13 protein-coding genes and 5 tRNA genes are annotated in these 15510 nt (G+C 43.4%); 3 read left to right on the top strand and 15 right to left on the bottom strand.

All coding sequences use genetic code 11. The features are described from left to right. Positions 1-192: 192 nt before the first annotated feature. The gene (locus L1271_RS01090) at positions 193-1041 is read left to right on the top strand and encodes a MurR/RpiR family transcriptional regulator (RefSeq protein WP_010606197.1); all 849 of its coding nucleotides are present in this window, start codon (positions 193-195) and stop codon (positions 1039-1041) included. A 55-nt stretch (positions 1042-1096) separates the two neighbouring features. On the opposite strand, the gene L1271_RS01085 is transcribed toward L1271_RS01090, so the two are convergent. The 12 genes from L1271_RS01085 to xerD form a co-directional block, all read right to left on the bottom strand. After that, entirely contained in the window at positions 1097-2257 is a 1161-nt protein-coding gene (locus tag L1271_RS01085) for an exo-beta-N-acetylmuramidase NamZ family protein (RefSeq protein WP_235366573.1), read from the bottom strand. 555 nt (positions 2258-2812) lie between these two features. Beyond that, positions 2813-2889, bottom strand: a tRNA-Arg gene (locus L1271_RS01080). A gap of 137 nt (positions 2890-3026) precedes the next feature. Further along, positions 3027-3103 (bottom strand) — tRNA-Arg (locus L1271_RS01075). 53 nt (positions 3104-3156) lie between these two features. Further along, positions 3157-3233, bottom strand: a tRNA-Arg gene (locus L1271_RS01070). Positions 3234-3369: 136 nt separating this feature from the next. Continuing rightward, positions 3370-3446 (bottom strand) — tRNA-Arg (locus L1271_RS01065). Positions 3447-3467: 21 nt separating this feature from the next. Beyond that, a tRNA-Ser gene (locus L1271_RS01060) sits at positions 3468-3560 on the bottom strand. Between the two features lie 119 nt (positions 3561-3679). After that, on the bottom strand, positions 3680-3862 hold the full coding sequence (locus tag L1271_RS01055; protein WP_010375970.1) for a hypothetical protein: 183 nt from the start codon (positions 3860-3862) through the stop codon (positions 3680-3682). 238 nt (positions 3863-4100) lie between these two features. Further along, entirely contained in the window at positions 4101-5651 is a 1551-nt protein-coding gene (gene lysS, locus L1271_RS01050) for a lysine--tRNA ligase (protein ID WP_010375973.1), read from the bottom strand. A gap of 27 nt (positions 5652-5678) precedes the next feature. Continuing rightward, positions 5679-6777, bottom strand: a protein-coding gene (gene prfB / locus L1271_RS01045; RefSeq protein WP_099030198.1) for a peptide chain release factor 2 whose coding sequence is annotated in 2 segments (ribosomal slippage) — positions 5679-6701 and positions 6703-6777 — 1098 coding nt in all. Because the reading frame shifts where the segments join, the coding sequence is not laid out codon by codon here. Positions 6778-6950: 173 nt separating this feature from the next. After that, positions 6951-8681 (bottom strand): single-stranded-DNA-specific exonuclease RecJ, encoded by a 1731-nt coding sequence (gene recJ, locus L1271_RS01040; RefSeq protein WP_235366572.1) that lies wholly within the window; start codon positions 8679-8681, stop codon positions 6951-6953. Between the two features lie 101 nt (positions 8682-8782). Then, positions 8783-9520 (bottom strand): bifunctional protein-disulfide isomerase/oxidoreductase DsbC, encoded by a 738-nt coding sequence (gene dsbC / locus L1271_RS01035; RefSeq protein WP_010375978.1) that lies wholly within the window; start codon positions 9518-9520, stop codon positions 8783-8785. Between the two features lie 98 nt (positions 9521-9618). Beyond that, positions 9619-10542 (bottom strand): site-specific tyrosine recombinase XerD, encoded by a 924-nt coding sequence (xerD, locus tag L1271_RS01030; RefSeq protein WP_010606193.1) that lies wholly within the window; start codon positions 10540-10542, stop codon positions 9619-9621. Between the two features lie 80 nt (positions 10543-10622). On the opposite strand from xerD, the gene fldB reads away from it, so the two are divergent. Further along, entirely contained in the window at positions 10623-11147 is a 525-nt protein-coding gene (gene fldB, locus L1271_RS01025; protein ID WP_010375981.1) for a flavodoxin FldB, read from the top strand. 45 nt (positions 11148-11192) lie between these two features. On the opposite strand, the gene L1271_RS01020 is transcribed toward fldB, so the two are convergent. Then, positions 11193-12791 carry a hybrid sensor histidine kinase/response regulator gene (locus L1271_RS01020; RefSeq protein ID WP_235366571.1) on the bottom strand — a complete coding sequence of 533 codons (1599 nt, stop codon included), beginning with the start codon at positions 12789-12791 and terminating at the stop codon, positions 11193-11195. Between the two features lie 129 nt (positions 12792-12920). Then, complete coding sequence (locus L1271_RS01015) at positions 12921-13625, bottom strand: tRNA1(Val) (adenine(37)-N6)-methyltransferase (protein ID WP_235366570.1); 705 nt, start codon at positions 13623-13625, stop codon at positions 12921-12923. A gap of 67 nt (positions 13626-13692) precedes the next feature. Between L1271_RS01015 and srmB the strand changes: the two genes are divergently transcribed. Continuing rightward, positions 13693-14919 (top strand): ATP-dependent RNA helicase SrmB, encoded by a 1227-nt coding sequence (gene srmB / locus L1271_RS01010; RefSeq protein ID WP_010606189.1) that lies wholly within the window; start codon positions 13693-13695, stop codon positions 14917-14919. Positions 14920-15155: 236 nt separating this feature from the next. Here srmB and L1271_RS01005 read toward each other — a convergent pair whose 3' ends face one another. Continuing rightward, positions 15156-15500 carry an energy transducer TonB gene (locus L1271_RS01005; RefSeq protein WP_211866737.1) on the bottom strand — a complete coding sequence of 115 codons (345 nt, stop codon included), beginning with the start codon at positions 15498-15500 and terminating at the stop codon, positions 15156-15158. Between the last annotated feature and the right edge of the window lie 10 nt (positions 15501-15510).

The raw sequence follows: 15510 nt of genomic DNA, 5'->3' as shown, positions 1-15510 counted from the left end.
AAAACACTTAGCTTAAGTTAAGCGGTTTAAAACACCAAGCCTTTGCGACTAAATTAAATTTAAGTCAACATTTAACCCTAATACTGGTACAATGAGTGTGTTTTGTGCAATGATATTCCTTTTTGGTCTATCGTAACGTTCCAATTGAACCTATAATATGGACAGATTAATTTAGTTCGGATTGAGTATCGTATGTCTACATTTGTCAAAATAAAAGCACTTCGTCCATCACTCTCAAATAGTGAAGCAAAGCTTGCTGACTTTACCTTGAACTCGGGCGATAAAATCCGTGCGCTTTCCTCCGTTGAGCTGGCACGCGAAGCCGGTGTCAGCCAATCTAGCGTCGTAAAATTTGCCCAAAAGCTGGGGTATAAAGGATTTCCAGCATTTAAACTTGCCGTTGTTGATGCGCTCAACGAGCAAACAGATACCAGCGCAGCAATTGATGAGTTAATTTCCAGTAATGACTCCATCGAGTTAATCGCAGATAAATTACAACTAAAACAGCAAAATGTTATTTCCGAAACTCGAAAACTTAACTCAGCAAAACAGTTTGAGAACGCAATTCAGTTGGTGAAAAACGCACGAAAAGTCATCGTATGTGCACTTGGTAGTACCTTCACTATGGCCCAAGATTTAACTTGGAAACTCCAAAAGCTTGGTATTCCGGCAATTGCTCAGGTCGATGAAATCAGTGCCTCTAGCTTTATTGCAACGATGGGAAAAGACGATCTTTTTATTGTGATCAGCAATACAGGAACCAGCAAGAGCTTGCTAACCTTGACTAATCAAGCTCTGGATAATGGCTGTAAATGTCTTGCCATTTCACGTTATGGTAGCCACTCACTCGCGGAAATGGCAGATGCGATACTGTATTGCATCAATGAAGGGGAGCCACTTAAGCATTCAGGTATGCTGTCTCGTACTTCTCAAGCCTACCTTATTGATGTTTTATTCACTGCACTCGCGCAATCTAACCTGCATTGGCAAAAACGTGTGGATAAGGCCAATGAAAACATGCAAGTATTGCGTAGCGAGTAAGACTTAAGCCACTCACGGCAGACTCGTGCTGCCGTTTACCTCTAGCAAAAACCCGTTACAGTCTCGGGTATAATAAATACTTTTTCCGCTGCTTTAAAAAATCTTGTACATCCTGCTGCCACAGTTTCCTCAGCTCTGATGCCGATTGGCCAGATTCAATGGCTTTGCGGACTTTGTCCGTGCCTGCAAGCTTATCGAGAAAACCGGGGGACTGAAAAAACGCTTTATTCTCGTGTTTGAACTGTGCGTATGCAGCAACAAACCAAGTTAGATCAAAGCCTCGTACATTGCTGTTTCTTAAATCCTGCCCAAACGCAGTCACACCATTTAATTTAGGATTGGAAGCCGCACCTAGTACTGGTCGGGGAGTGAACTGAAACTCACCCAACTTAGGGTCTGGATAGCCAAAAACTTGAAATGGAAAATCCGTTCCACGACCAACAGAAATAGGTGTCGCTTCAAAAAAGCACAAAGATGGATACAAGTAGATTGCTTGTTGGTTTGGCAGGTTAGGACTTGGTGGGATCGGCAATCTGTATTCGGTGGTACCGCTATAATTTCGCATTGGAAATACACGTAACTGTGGCGCTTTAAGCGAGGTTAACCACCCTTCTCCTTTAATCATAGTCGCAAGTTCGCCAACGGTCATGCCATGCAATACGGGAATGGGATGCATACCAACAAAAGATTGAAATGGTTTTTCTAATAATGGGCCATCAACATATGCGATATTTGGGTTTGGCCTATCAAAAACCCAAAATTCAATATTTGCATCGGCTGCAGCTTCCATCGCGAGGTGCATAGTGCTGATATAAGTATAAAAGCGTAACCCCACATCTTGAATATCAAAAATAAGCACATCGATATCTTTGAGCTGCTCAGGCCTTGGCTTTTTATTACTACCATAAAGCGAAATGATTGGTAGCCCAGTTTTCACATCTGTTGCATCATCTACTTTAGCACCCGCATCATAATTACCACGAAAACCATGTTCCGGTGCAAAGACCTTTTTAACATCCACTTCTTTATTAAGTAAGTAATCAACTAGATGTTGGTCCTCAATGCGGGATGTTTGGTTTACGATTAATCCGACGCGTTTACCTTTTAACACAGGTAAATACTCTTCTGCGCGCTCAGCACCTAATGTAAGCGCTTCAACAGTTAAAGGAACACAACAAAAAGCAAGTAGTAATAAAATTCTGAGTGATTGAAACATATAACGCTTTCTCTAAATAAATACGCGATTAGGGTATCAGTCAGAAAAAAAATGAAAAGTGTTTCGGGAGTTTAATCATGCAGTAGTGAATCTCCGACCGTCGTCATATTCAACTTTCATAAAAGATCGCAGGGTAAACCTGCTCCTACATGGATATTAGACACAAAAAAACCGACTTTCGTCGGCTTGTTTATCTCTTTATTTCACCACTTGAGGAAAAGTGGCGGACGCAGGACGTGTGTTGTGGAGAGTGAACCTCCGACCATTGTCATATTCAACTTTTGTAAAAGATCGCAGGGTAAACCTGCTCCTACACGATACATTTAAGCACAAAAAAACCGACTTTCGTCGGCTTGTTTATCTCTTTATTTCACCACTTGAGGAAAAGTGGCGGACGCAGGACGTGTGTTGTGGAGAGTGAACCTCCGACCGTCGTCATATTCAACTTTCATAAAAGATCGCAGGGTAAACCTGCTCCTACACGATACATTTAAGCACAAAAAAACCGACTTTCGTCGGCTTGTTTATCTCTTTATTTCACCACTAGAGGAAAAGTGGCGGACGCAGGAGGATTCGAACCTCCGACCGCCTGGTTCGTAGCCAGGTACTCTATCCAGCTGAGCTATGCGTCCGTTACGAATGTATAGTTTTCCAACTTCTTTTATATTTAACCACCTAAAGAAAAGTGGCGGACGCAGGACGTATTTTGTGAAGGTGAACCTCCGACTTCCTGTTTCCTACCTTTATTATTTAACCACTTAAGGAGAAGTGGCGGACGCAGGAGGATTCGAACCTCCGACCGCCTGGTTCGTAGCCAGGTACTCTATCCAGCTGAGCTATGCGTCCGTTACTAATGTATAGTTTTCCAACTTCTTTATATTTAACCACTTAAGGAGAAGTGGCGGACGCAGGAGGATTCGAACCTCCGACCGCCTGGTTCGTAGCCAGGTACTCTATCCAGCTGAGCTATGCGTCCGTTACGAATGTATAGTTTTCCAACTTCTTTAATATTTAACCACCGAAAGAAAAGTGCCGGACGCAGGACGTGTTTTTTGAAGGTAAACCTCCAACGCCTGTTTCCTACCTTTATTATTTAACCACTCAAGGAGAAGTGGCGGACGCAGGAGGATTCGAACCTCCGACCGCCTGGTTCGTAGCCAGGTACTCTATCCAGCTGAGCTATGCGTCCGTACAAGACAACCATTAAAAATGGCGGAGAGGGAGGGATTCGAACCCTCGATAGGGCTACAAACCCTATACTCCCTTAGCAGGGGAGCGCCTTCGGCCACTCGGCCACCTCTCCGTCTTGTGGGGCGTATAATATAGGTTAGAAAAAATATGTCAAATACTTTTCTTGTAAAAAAGCGCTGAATGGTGATAGATTGTGCAGTCTGCTTAGTTACTCGGCACTAACGCCAATTTTTACTCATTTTGTAGGGGGTTAGGATCGCTATAGGTATTTCTTAATGCACGTTGTTGACGCAAAACTTCGTCTAAAAATGCTTCTTGATAACCAAGCTGCTGAAACTCAGCGATACAAGCCCGATAATATAAGATTCTCGCTTGCTCGTGCTCATCGACATTTTCAAACTCATTATTGCTCATCTTTTTGGATTCCCTATTCGTTATTTTTAACGCAGCATTAGAACTTGAAAAAGACTAGTTAGGAAATTGGGATAATCTAGTTTCAAAAGAGAAACAACTTTTATTATGAATAGGAGTTAGCAATAACTACATAATAAAACTAAGTATTTAGAAATACTGTAAGATTTATCTTACGAAAATAACAGAAAAGCGCCATAAGGCGCTTTTCTAGATGTACTTTCAGATTACGTGAAAATACTTACTGTTCAGCTTGCACTTCAGGACGCATATGCGGAAACAAGATAACGTCTTTAATAGTCGGTGAGTCCGTGAACAACATCACAAGACGATCGATACCAATCCCCTCACCTGCTGTTGGTGGTAAACCATGCTCTAGCGCACGGATATAATCCGCATCGTAGTGCATTGCTTCATCGTCACCTGCATCTTTTTCTTCCACTTGGCGAGCAAAGCGCGCAGCTTGATCTTCAGCATCATTAAGCTCAGAGAAACCATTTGCAAGCTCACGGCCACCAACGAAGAACTCGAAACGGTCTGTGATAAATGGATTTTCATCGTTACGACGTGCAAGCGGTGACACTTCCCAAGGATATTCAGTAATGAACGTCGGTTGGATAAGTCTGTGTTCAGCGACTTCTTCGAAGATTTCACATAGGAACTTACCTGGACCCCATACACAGTTTTCAGGGATCTTAACGTGAACTTTCTTAGCGTATGCTTTTAGTGCTTCAAAGTGGTTTTCTGGATCTTTGAAGATTTCAGCTTGTGCTTCAGCATCTGGGCCATATTGTAAAATAGCATCAGCCATAGACAAACGCTGGAACGCACTGCCAAAGTCATACTCAATCGTCTCTGTCACTTCGCCTTCAGCATTCTTCACAGTATTAACAACCGTAGTAGTGCCTAACACGTCTTGTGCCACGGTGCGTAACATGTCTTCAGTCAAGTTCATCAAATCATTGTAATCCGCGTATGCTTGATAGAACTCAATCATAGTGAACTCTGGATTATGACGCGTAGATAAACCTTCGTTACGGAAGTTACGGTTGATTTCGAACACACGATCAAAACCACCAACCACTAAACGCTTAAGATATAGCTCAGGCGCGATACGTAGATACATATCAATATCTAGTGCATTGTGATGCGTTACAAAAGGACGTGCAGACGCACCGCCAGGAATAACCTGTAGCATCGGCGTTTCCACTTCCATAAAGTCACGCTCGGCTAAGAAACGGCGAATACCTTCAATCACTTTTGAACGAATACGGAATGTTTCGCGTGTGTCCATGTTAGTGATCAAATCAACATAACGCTGACGGTATTTTGCTTCTTGGTCAGTCAGGCCGTGGAACTTTTCAGGTAGTGGACGTAGCGACTTAGTCAGTAGTTCATACTCAACCATGTCGACGTATAAATCGCCTTTACCGGATTTATGAAGCGGACCTTTAACACCAACGATATCGCCGATATCTAATTGACCATACTTCTCTTTTAGGTCTTTTTGTACGTCTTTTGAAGCATAAGCCTGAATACGACCCTTCATGTCTTGCAACACTAAGAAGGGACCACGTTTCGCAAGCAAACGACCCGCAACAGAAACATGATGATCAAGTTCTACTAGCTCTTCCTTCGATTTATCACCAAACTTAGCCTGTAGATCTTGTGTGTAGTCTTCGCGGCGGAATGAGTTCGGGTGGCCATTCGCAGGGCAATTTTCCCGGATCGCATCTAGCTTGCCACGACGCTCAGCAATAAGTTTATTTTCGTCTTGATTGTGATCTGTCATTGTTTAGCTCTTAGTTTAGCTTGTGGATTAAAGGCCTGATTTCAGGCTTGCTTCGATAAATTTGTCTAAATCGCCGTCTAGTACGGCTTGGGTATTGCGATTTTCAATACCTGTACGCAAATCTTTAATACGTGAATCATCTAGCACGTATGAACGGATTTGGCTGCCCCAGCCGATGTCAGATTTTGCATCTTCTTGGGCTTGCTTTTCAGCGTTTTGCTTTTGCAGTTCAAGTTCAAACAATTTCGCCTTTAACTGCTTCATCGCTTGATCTTTGTTCTTGTGCTGCGAACGGTCATTCTGACACTGCACTACCGTATTGGTTGGTAAGTGTGTAATACGTACCGCAGATTCTGTACGGTTAACGTGCTGACCACCCGCGCCCGATGCACGATATACATCGATACGAAGATCTGCAGGATTAATATCGATTTCGATATTGTCGTCAATTTCTGGGTAAACGAATACAGAAGCAAACGAAGTATGACGACGGCCGCCTGAATCAAAAGGACTCTTACGTACTAAGCGGTGTACGCCCGTTTCTGTACGAAGCCAACCGTAAGCATATTCGCCCGTGACTTTAACTGTCGCGCCCTTAATACCAGCAACATCGCCATCTGTCGCTTCAACGATTTCGGCTTTAAAGCCTTTCGCCTCAGCCCAGCGCAAGTACATACGCAGCAACATGTTACACCAGTCTTGAGCTTCAGTACCGCCAGAGCCTGACTGTAAGTCGATGTACGCATCGTTGGCATCTTGCTCGCCTGAGAACATACGACGAAACTCTAGTTTTTCCAGCTGCTCAACAAGGCCGTTGACCTCTTGCTCTGCTTCAGTGAAGGTTTCTTCATCTTCGGCTTCTACGGCGAGCTCAACCAGACCTTCCGCATCATCGGCACCAGACACGAGATTGTCGATGGTTTCAACAATCACTTCTAAATTCGATTTTTCTTTGCCCAGTGCTTGGGCTCTTTCCGGCTCATTCCATACAGCGGGATCTTCTAATTCGGCATTAACTTCTTCTAAACGCTCTTGCTTTAGAGCGTAGTCAAAGATACCCCCTAAGAAGCTCTGTACGTTCGCGAATTTCCTTGATTTGGTTAATCACAGGATTCACTTCAAACATTTACCTTTACTCCAGAACTAAATTTGTCGGTTTGTGAATTCACACAAACAGGTCTGACAACGGGTCAGACCATAGATTTAAGCGACCAATAGTATCAAATAATAACCGCGCTTAGCATCCCTTAAAGTGAGAATTTTGGGAGTTTTTTAACAAACTCAGTACGCACATCTCTATTAATTCGATTGCGCCTGAAGTTCACGCACAATGAGCTGCAAATTATATTTACCACGAAACTCATTAATATCTAATTGATAGGCAAACAAAGCATGGGTTGCCTGGAGATTTGGCCAAGCCCGAACGTCAACGTTAAATGCTATCGCATCAACCAATCGGCCCGAGCGATGCTTAAGCACAAGTTTTAGATGTTTGTCGCCAACAATACGTTGCTGCACCAACTCAAATACATCCTGAAATACCGGCTCACTAAATTGCTGCCCCCACGGACCTGCCTGCTGTAGCTCAAAAGCAAAATCCATGGTAAAGCAATCGCCCGGCAGCTCACCATCCGTCAACAGAATGCTTTGCTTTGCTTCTTCACTCAGCGTCGCACTGACGTTTTGTTCAAATATCTGTTTAAACCGCGCAAATTCAGACTCTAAAATGGTCAATCCTGCTGCCATCGCATGACCACCAAACTTTACAATTAATTCTGGGTGCTGGGTATTGATTGACTCTAAGAGGTCGCGTATGTGTAGACCTTCAATAGAACGACATGAGCCCTTTATCTCGCCGTTGTCGCCTTGTGCAAAAATAATACATGGGCGGTGATATTTTTCTTTTAAGCGTCCCGCCAGAATACCTATCACACCTTGATGCCAATCATCTTGATACAAACACAAGGCATCTGGTACTTCTTGGCTTTTAAGTACCAAACGCTCCAATACCGCTTGCGCCTCTTGCTGCATACTTTGCTCAATCTCGCGTCGTTCTATATTTAGACTATCGAGCTCGGATGCAATACGGCGAGCTTGGTTAATGTCTTTCGATAACAAGCAAGCAATACCTAAACTCATATCGTCAAGACGCCCCGCGGCATTGAGTCTTGGCGCTAACGCAAAGCCAAAATCACTGGCACTTAATCTAGCATTATTACGGTTAGAAACCTCGATTAGCGCTTGGATCCCCGGTCGCGTTTGACCACTACGGATCCGGGCGAGTCCTTGGTGTACCAAAGTGCGGTTATTCGCGTCCAACGCCACAACGTCAGCCACGGTTCCTAGGGCAACAATATCTAATAATGTCGCCAAATTTGGCATCGCGACATTTTGCTCCACAAAATAGTTTTGCGCCCGTAAGTAATGCCTCAGCGCTATCAGCAGATAAAAGGCAACCCCAACGCCCGCGATAGACTTAGACGGGAAATCGCAGTCAAGACGATTTGGATTAACAATCGCATCGGCAATCGGCAACTCATCACCTTGTAAATGGTGATCGGTAACAATCACCTTAATACCCGCTTGCTTCACGATTTCGACACCGCGAATACAGGAAATACCGTTATCAACGGTGATCACCAAATCAGGTTTTATGGCGACGATTTGCTCGGCCAATGCAGGGCTTAGACCGTACCCCAAGCTAAATCTATCAGGCACGAGGTAATCCACACGCTGAAAACCAAACTGAGGCAGACCCTCCATTAATACGGCGGTGCTCGTTGCGCCATCGGCGTCAAAGTCACCAACAATCAACACTTGTTGTTGCAAAGAAAGTGCTTCAGCCAGAATTTGGCTTGCAAGCTCGATGTCTTTAAATAATTTAAAATCGTGTAAGGTTGCGGCGCTATTATCCAGTTCAACGACCGATTTAACCCCTCTGGCAGCATAAAGCTGTTTGATCACGGGATGCAGTGAAGCCGGTAAATGGCTATCATCAACCCAGTCTCTTGGTTTAATTTCTGTATGCATACTTTTTCACAAAACAAAAAAGGCCAAAATGGCCTTTTGTATTCTTTATCTTGCTATCTTATCGAGTTCTCAACGCGAACTCCATCGCTAAGCGTGAGTCATTATGACTTAGGGCTATTTGCGTCCAGCATTTGTGCAATAGCTGCAGCAGGTTGATAACCTGGGATCATAGAACCATCTTCAAGAATGATCGCTGGCGTTCCTGAAATGCCAAAACTTTGCCCTAGTTGATAGTGCTCGGCTACTGGCGCTTGGCAGTTTTCAACTGGTTTCACTTCACCACCAGCTTTCGCCTCAGTAAGTGCAGCAGCGGCATCTTTTGCACACCATACATTTTTCAAATCTTCATAGCCTGAGCCACGCAAGCCACCACGTGGGAAAGCTAGGTATTTCACGGTAATACCTGCCGCTAAATAATCTTCTAATTCACGGTGCAGTTTGCGGCAGTAGCCACAAGTAATGTCTGTGAATACCGTGATTTGATGTTTTTCGTTTTCCGCTTTATAGACGATCATTGAGTCTTCGTATTCAGCGATACCTTTCTGGCGCACATCACTCAACGCGTCTTCGGTAATATTACGACGGTTATCAAGATCAATCATAGTGCCCTGAATCAGATATTTACCATCGGCACTTGAATACAGCACCCCTTTATCTGTGATCACTGTTTTTAAGCCAGCAAGCGGACTATCTTTGATTTGCTTAACCGTTATACCCAATCCGCTAAATTGCGTCGTAATTGGGTCTACTTGTGCTGTTGGTGCGACAGGACCCTCAACTTGCTCAGCGAAAGCGCCAAAGCTCAATGCCAGTGAAGCGGCAACTATTAGTTTTTTCATTATGTTCTCTCTAAACCTGTTATTTGAGGGGATCACACGCCCCTTTGTGTTACTCACTAAGACCGGAGTAACCATAAATAATTCCCAAGCAACAAAAATTAAGCTCTTGGGTGATGCTGCTGGTGCAATGTTTTTAAACGTTCACTGGCAACATGTGTATAAATTTGAGTCGTCGACAAGTCGCTATGGCCAAGCATCATTTGCACAACTCGCAAGTCAGCGCCATGATTCAATAAATGTGTTGCAAAAGCATGACGTAGCGTATGTGGCGATAACGGCGACTTAACGTCTGCCAAAATAGCATAGTGTTTTATGCGATGCCAAAAAGTTTGTCGCGTCATACCTATGCCTCGCTTGGATGGAAAGACAAAATCGGTAGCATGCTTAATCATTAAGCCCCGCCCTTTTTTGAGAAATTGTTCAATCCAATGCAATGCTTCTTCACCCATAGGCACTAAGCGTTCTTTGCCTCCCTTACCACGCACAAGTACAACAGCTTGTCTCATGTTGACTTGCTCCATTCTTAGCCCGACTAACTCAGTCACGCGCAACCCCGTGGCATACAAGAGTTCGAGCATAGCCTTATCTCTCAACCCCATAGGGTCGTCACAATCAGGAGCATTTAACAGGGCCTCAACTTCTTGCTCTGACAAGGTTTTTGGCAACGACAGTGTTGTTTTAGGTTGCGCAATAGTATCCAGTGGAGACTGCGCGATTTGTTTTTCTCGCAACCAATATAAATAAAATCTCTTTAATGCACTGATGGCTCGCGCGTTACTCTTTGCTTTTAAGCCCTTGTCTATTCTGTGTGCCAAATAAGCCTCAACGTCCTGACTTGTGATTGCCAGTAAAGAAGACACCGAGGTTTCTGCTTTTATAAATAAGAGAAATTTTTCAAGGTCGCTGCGATAGGCTGCAATGGTATTTTCACTGAGCCCTTGCTCCAAAAATAGTGCATCTAAAAAGGCTTCTATATATTGCGGATCGGACAGTGTATGGGAAGTTGCTTGGTGTTCGCTCACAGAGTACCTGTATTAATTATTAACGTCATGATGTAGACTTGCCACCTATAATACCAGTCAAATTGAAAGTGATAAATACAATGCAAATTGGGTTATTTTACGGCTCGACAACATGTTACACAGAAATGGCCGCAGAAAAGATTCAAGAAATCATCGGCAAAGACACAATTACCTTATTTAATATTAAGGACGAGCCGCTAAAACAAGCTGAGCAGTTTGACTTCCTCATTTTTGGTATCTCAACATGGGACTTCGGCGAACTTCAGGAAGACTGGGAGTCTCACTGGGACGATATCGACAGCGTTGATCTGAGCAACAAAGTGATAGCGCTATTCGGCATGGGTGACCAACAAGGTTATGGTGAATGGTTTCAAGATGCACTAGGCATGCTACATGAAAAAATTGCCCCTCAAGGCGTCACCTTTTTAGGTTACTGGCCAAATTCAGATGACTATGAATTTGAAGCGTCAAAAGCACTTACCGAAGATAAAAGTCAGTTTGTTGGCCTGGCACTAGATGAAGACAGTCAATACGATAAAAGCGACGAGCGTATCGCAACTTGGATAGAGCAAATCATGACGGAATACGCCGAATTAGATGTTTAGCGCAGTAAGCGTTAGCACTAATTAATGTAACTCAAGGCCGTGTTATTACTTATAAAACTGGCTCAATGCGGCCTCAATTTGAGATAGCTTGTACGGCTTATGGATCACATTATCAAAAACTTCATTTTGAGCTTGAGTTAAGAAAATATCAGCGGTTATCGCCAAAATCGGTAACCTTGAATTTTCTTGTTTGATTAAATGTGCCGCCTCTGTACCACTCATACCCGGAAGATTCACATCCATAAAAATGATGTCAAAGTGTTTTTCTTTTGCCACTTCAAAATAGGCTTCAGCAGATTCGAAAATATCATAACTACAATTCAGTTTGTCGAGTATCGCAGTGATCAGTAGCTGATTAAGCGGATTGTCTTCTATTACACCAATTTGATGATAGAAAATGGCAATATGCTCTGTTTTTGGCGGCGAAGCGACTTTGACTCCACTTTCACTTCGGCACGGAATAATAAACACCACTTCAGTTCCTTCGCCCTCTTGACTGGAGACACTGATCCGCCCCCCCATAATATCAATAAGTGCTTTAGTTACACATAAGCTTAACCCAACCCCTAAGTTTCCTCTGCCCTCAAACATACTAAAACGGTCAAACAGATTACTTTGCTCAAGCGCTGAAAGGCCTTTACCACTGTCTTTTACGATAAACTGTATTTCATTACCAATGACATATGCTCTGAGCACCACCTCTTGCCCAGCCTCGCTGCTCTGAATTGCAGTGTCGAGTAAAGTCTCTATAACGCGTGACACTTTATCCTTATCGAGCATCAAAGCCTCACCTTTATAGACACCAGCAATAGAGTGCGTAATCGTAATATCGTGTTGTTTTTCCTCAGTAGCAAAGCGAGCAACTGACTGTTTGAGTAAATCGGGTAATGAACAAAGAATAGGTTCAAACTGAACTTTTTCACCTTCAATAAGCTCAAGCTCTAATACGGAATCAATGACAGTAAGCAGTTTACTTCCCCCTGTTTCTATATTTTGCAGGTAGCTTGTCGTAGATTCAGAAAACCCTTCGGCTTCAGCTGAGTTGAGTACCACATCATTAAAACCAATGATGGCATTAAGTTGGGTGTGCAGTTCATGGCTGATATCAGATAAGAAATTGTCTTTGGAATCATTGAGCAGCTTAAGTACGTTTAATTCTCTGCGCAGTTCAAGTTGCCGAATTACCTGACGACCCAAGGTCGCGAGTGTTTTCCTTTGCAAATCGGTGAGTTTTTTAGGCTTATCACTGACAGCACAAATAGTGCCTACCTTATAACCACCTGAGCTAATCAGCGGTGCACCGGAATAATGGCGGATTTTCGGACCACCAGTAACCAGTGGATTGTCAAAAAAGCGCTCATCTTCTAGGGCGTCTTGCACCTCAAATACATCTTCTTGCAAAATAGCGTGGGAGCAAAAGGAGATATCTCGATGGGTTTCATCCACCTCAAGCCCGATTTTAGACTTAAACCATTGGCGGTTTGTGTCTATCAAGCTAATAAGCGCAATAGGCGTTTCACAGATCTCTGACACAAGCTGCGTAATTTCATCAAGATTTGCTTCGGCAGCTGTATCCAATACCTTATATTCGCGCAATGCTTTGAGACGATTTTCTTCGTTATTTGGGATCTCGGCCTTTTTCATGAACACCTACACAAGCGAATTAAACCAGCTAAGTACACGTAAATCAGACTGCACTTTTGACACGATGATTCTGACTATTTCTCAGCTAAAGTGTAGAAGATAAATTACGATATGAGCAAAAAACATCCATCACATTTTTAGGTAAAACTCATGACATAAAGAAACAAAATCATTCGTATATTGATTATCTACATCGTATATCACCAACGATTGCTCATGACTTGGTTGTGCTATGTTTTGTTTGCCGATCAGTAGCAATCTGCGAGAGTAAGATTTACTCGGGGTGGTTTTAATCGCACAGCTTGAAACAAGAAACCAATTTCGCGCTTTGGCAAGCTGACAAAAAAGCAAGCTCTCTTGATAGGGTAAAATTACCGCAAGTTGCCCAGCATCCGTCGTAAACTTTTCGAAGGCATCAAGCAAGGCATCAAAACTTAGGCTGTCTGTATGTCGCGCTCTATTTCTCGCTTGATTTTCTCCTTTCAAACTCGCGTTGAAGTAAGGTGGGTTTGATACCATGAGGTCAAAGCGCAGCTCACTATCAAACTCTTGTATTGCACAGCGATGCAGCTCAATATCAGGCCACGGGCTGTGCTTGATATTAAATTTAGCATCCTTTAACGCATCGTCATCAATCTCAACCGCATGGACTGTGCTCATTGGACTTCGCTGTTTACACATCAATGCGATAAGCCCAGTTCCCGTTCCGACATCAACAACCCGCTTGGCTTCAGCGAGCGGAACCCACGCGCCAAGCAAAATACCATCGGTTGAAACCTTCATTGCCGCATGATGCTGGGCCACCGAAAACTGTTTAAATGCAAACTGAGACATCCTATACCTTTGAGAAAATGCAATAGCAACGTATAATTCCGCTATTGTCCTTTATTTGTGATGCAATATGCAATTTACTGAATTTGATTTAGACAGCAAGCTGATTAGTGCGATTAAAAAAATGGGTTTCGATACTCCCACCAGCATTCAACAGATGGCTATTCCTGAAGCGCTAATTGGCCGAGATATTCTCGCCAGCGCACCAACCGGTACGGGTAAAACCGCTGCATTCTTGATCCCTGCGATTCAGTATTTGCTTGATTTCCCTCGCAAAGAGCCAGGCTTTGCCCGCGTACTTATCATGACGCCAACACGTGAACTTGCCTATCAAATACACGAGCAATGTGAACTCCTTGCCGCAGGTGTCAACCTTAAAATAGGCGTGGTAACTGGCGGTATCAATTACGGCAGTCACAAAGAAATATTCGAAAAGAACAATGATATTCTCATCGCAACGCCTGGTCGTTTGATGGAATATCTTGAAACCGAGAACTTCCACGCAGAAAACGTTGAGCTACTGATCTTAGATGAAGCCGACCGCATGCTAGACATGGGCTTTCGAAAAGAAATGCTACGTATTTGCTCTGAAGCGGTTAACCGTCGTCAGTGCTTTTTGTTCTCTGCAACCCTTGAGGGCGAAAGCGTTGAGAAGTTTGCTGAGCGTATATTACAAGATCCAGCACTACTTGAAGCCACGCCATCACGTAAAGAAAAAGGTAAAATCCATCAGTGGGTTCATCTTGCAGATAACTACGAGCACAAAGTCAATTTGCTCGCACAACTGCTTGATGACGAAGAAGTCACCAAAGCGGTTATCTTCGTAAAAACGCGTGAACGCCTAGAAACACTTGTTGGCGAGCTATTTGCCAAAGGCATTAAAACCACTTGGCTACGTGGTGAAATGCCACAAGACAAACGCATGGCTGCAATGGCAAGTTTTCACAGTGGTAAGACGAATATCTTAGTGGCAACAGATGTTGCAGCCCGTGGTATCGACGTTGCGGATATCAGCCACGTATTTAACTTTGACATGCCGCGCACCGCAGATATTTATGTACACCGCATCGGTCGTACAGGCCGCGCTGGTAAAAAAGGCACCGCGGTTTCCTTGGTTGAAGCCCACGATGTTGAGATTTTAGGTAAGGTTGAGCGTTACACCGACCAAAAACTTAAGCGCCGTGTAATTAAAGGCCTTGAACCTAAACATAAAGAAGCAAAAGCACCGAAGAAGAAAAAAGACCCGGTGAAAATTAAGGCGAAAAAGAAAGCCGCCAAGGTTAAAAAGAAAAAATAACCCAAAAAACCAGCGTCAATACGCTGGTTTTTTCTGTCAATCTGAATAAGTGCTAAGCTGATAGCCCTTAACTTGTTCTGTTAGATTTGGCTGATAGAACTTAGTTAAATCTAACGGTCGTATATGCGCCAATAGCGGGCAGTGGTAACGCCGCATTAAGTATTTACTTCACTTTCTCAGCTTTGATGTTAATAGTGATGGGTGTGACTTATTTTTCATGCTTGTTAGCTATACATTTAACCTAATGTAAAGTCTAATTGTACCTTAAGATCTTTTTGAATAACGGCAACGCCATTCTCTACTTTAGGGGCATATTTCCAATTGGAGAGAGCTTTGATTGCAGCTTTATCAAAGACTTGTTCAGGTACAGACTTTAGTACCTGAATGTTAATAGGCTTTCCACTTTCACTGATATCAAAACTCATTTGAACATAGCCTTCGATTCTATTGCGAGCAGCATAAGCTGGATATGTTGGATTTGCTGTTTCTTGTAGGGTAGCATTAGCTCTATCAGGTAATGGTTTTGAAGCACACCCCATTAGTAAAGTAATTGCTAATGACACCAAAATTGAATATTTCATAAAACCCCTT

Origin of the sequence: Pseudoalteromonas sp. OF5H-5 (assembly GCF_021530695.1) — a bacterium.
GTDB lineage: Bacteria > Pseudomonadota > Gammaproteobacteria > Enterobacterales > Alteromonadaceae > Pseudoalteromonas.
The sequence above is the reverse complement of the archived record's forward strand: the minus strand, read 5'-3'. Positions and strand labels throughout refer to the sequence as shown.

What these genes read in the sequence shown, in the direction of transcription:
- L1271_RS01055 (WP_010375970.1), bottom strand. Translation starts at nt 3,862, where the DNA reads ATGAGCAATAATGAGTTTGAAAATGTCGATGAGCACGAGCAAGCGAGA.
- recJ (WP_235366572.1), bottom strand. Translation starts at nt 8,681, where the DNA reads ATGCATACAGAAATTAAACCAAGAGACTGGGTTGATGATAGCCATTTA.
- lysS (WP_010375973.1), bottom strand. Translation starts at nt 5,651, where the DNA reads ATGACAGATCACAATCAAGACGAAAATAAACTTATTGCTGAGCGTCGT.
- srmB (WP_010606189.1), top strand. Translation starts at nt 13,693, where the DNA reads ATGCAATTTACTGAATTTGATTTAGACAGCAAGCTGATTAGTGCGATT.
- L1271_RS01005 (WP_211866737.1), bottom strand. Translation starts at nt 15,500, where the DNA reads ATGAAATATTCAATTTTGGTGTCATTAGCAATTACTTTACTAATGGGG.
- L1271_RS01085 (WP_235366573.1), bottom strand. Translation starts at nt 2,257, where the DNA reads ATGTTTCAATCACTCAGAATTTTATTACTACTTGCTTTTTGTTGTGTT.
- fldB (WP_010375981.1), top strand. Translation starts at nt 10,623, where the DNA reads ATGCAAATTGGGTTATTTTACGGCTCGACAACATGTTACACAGAAATG.
- L1271_RS01090 (WP_010606197.1), top strand. Translation starts at nt 193, where the DNA reads ATGTCTACATTTGTCAAAATAAAAGCACTTCGTCCATCACTCTCAAAT.
- L1271_RS01015 (WP_235366570.1), bottom strand. Translation starts at nt 13,625, where the DNA reads ATGTCTCAGTTTGCATTTAAACAGTTTTCGGTGGCCCAGCATCATGCG.
- L1271_RS01020 (WP_235366571.1), bottom strand. Translation starts at nt 12,791, where the DNA reads ATGAAAAAGGCCGAGATCCCAAATAACGAAGAAAATCGTCTCAAAGCA.
- dsbC (WP_010375978.1), bottom strand. Translation starts at nt 9,520, where the DNA reads ATGAAAAAACTAATAGTTGCCGCTTCACTGGCATTGAGCTTTGGCGCT.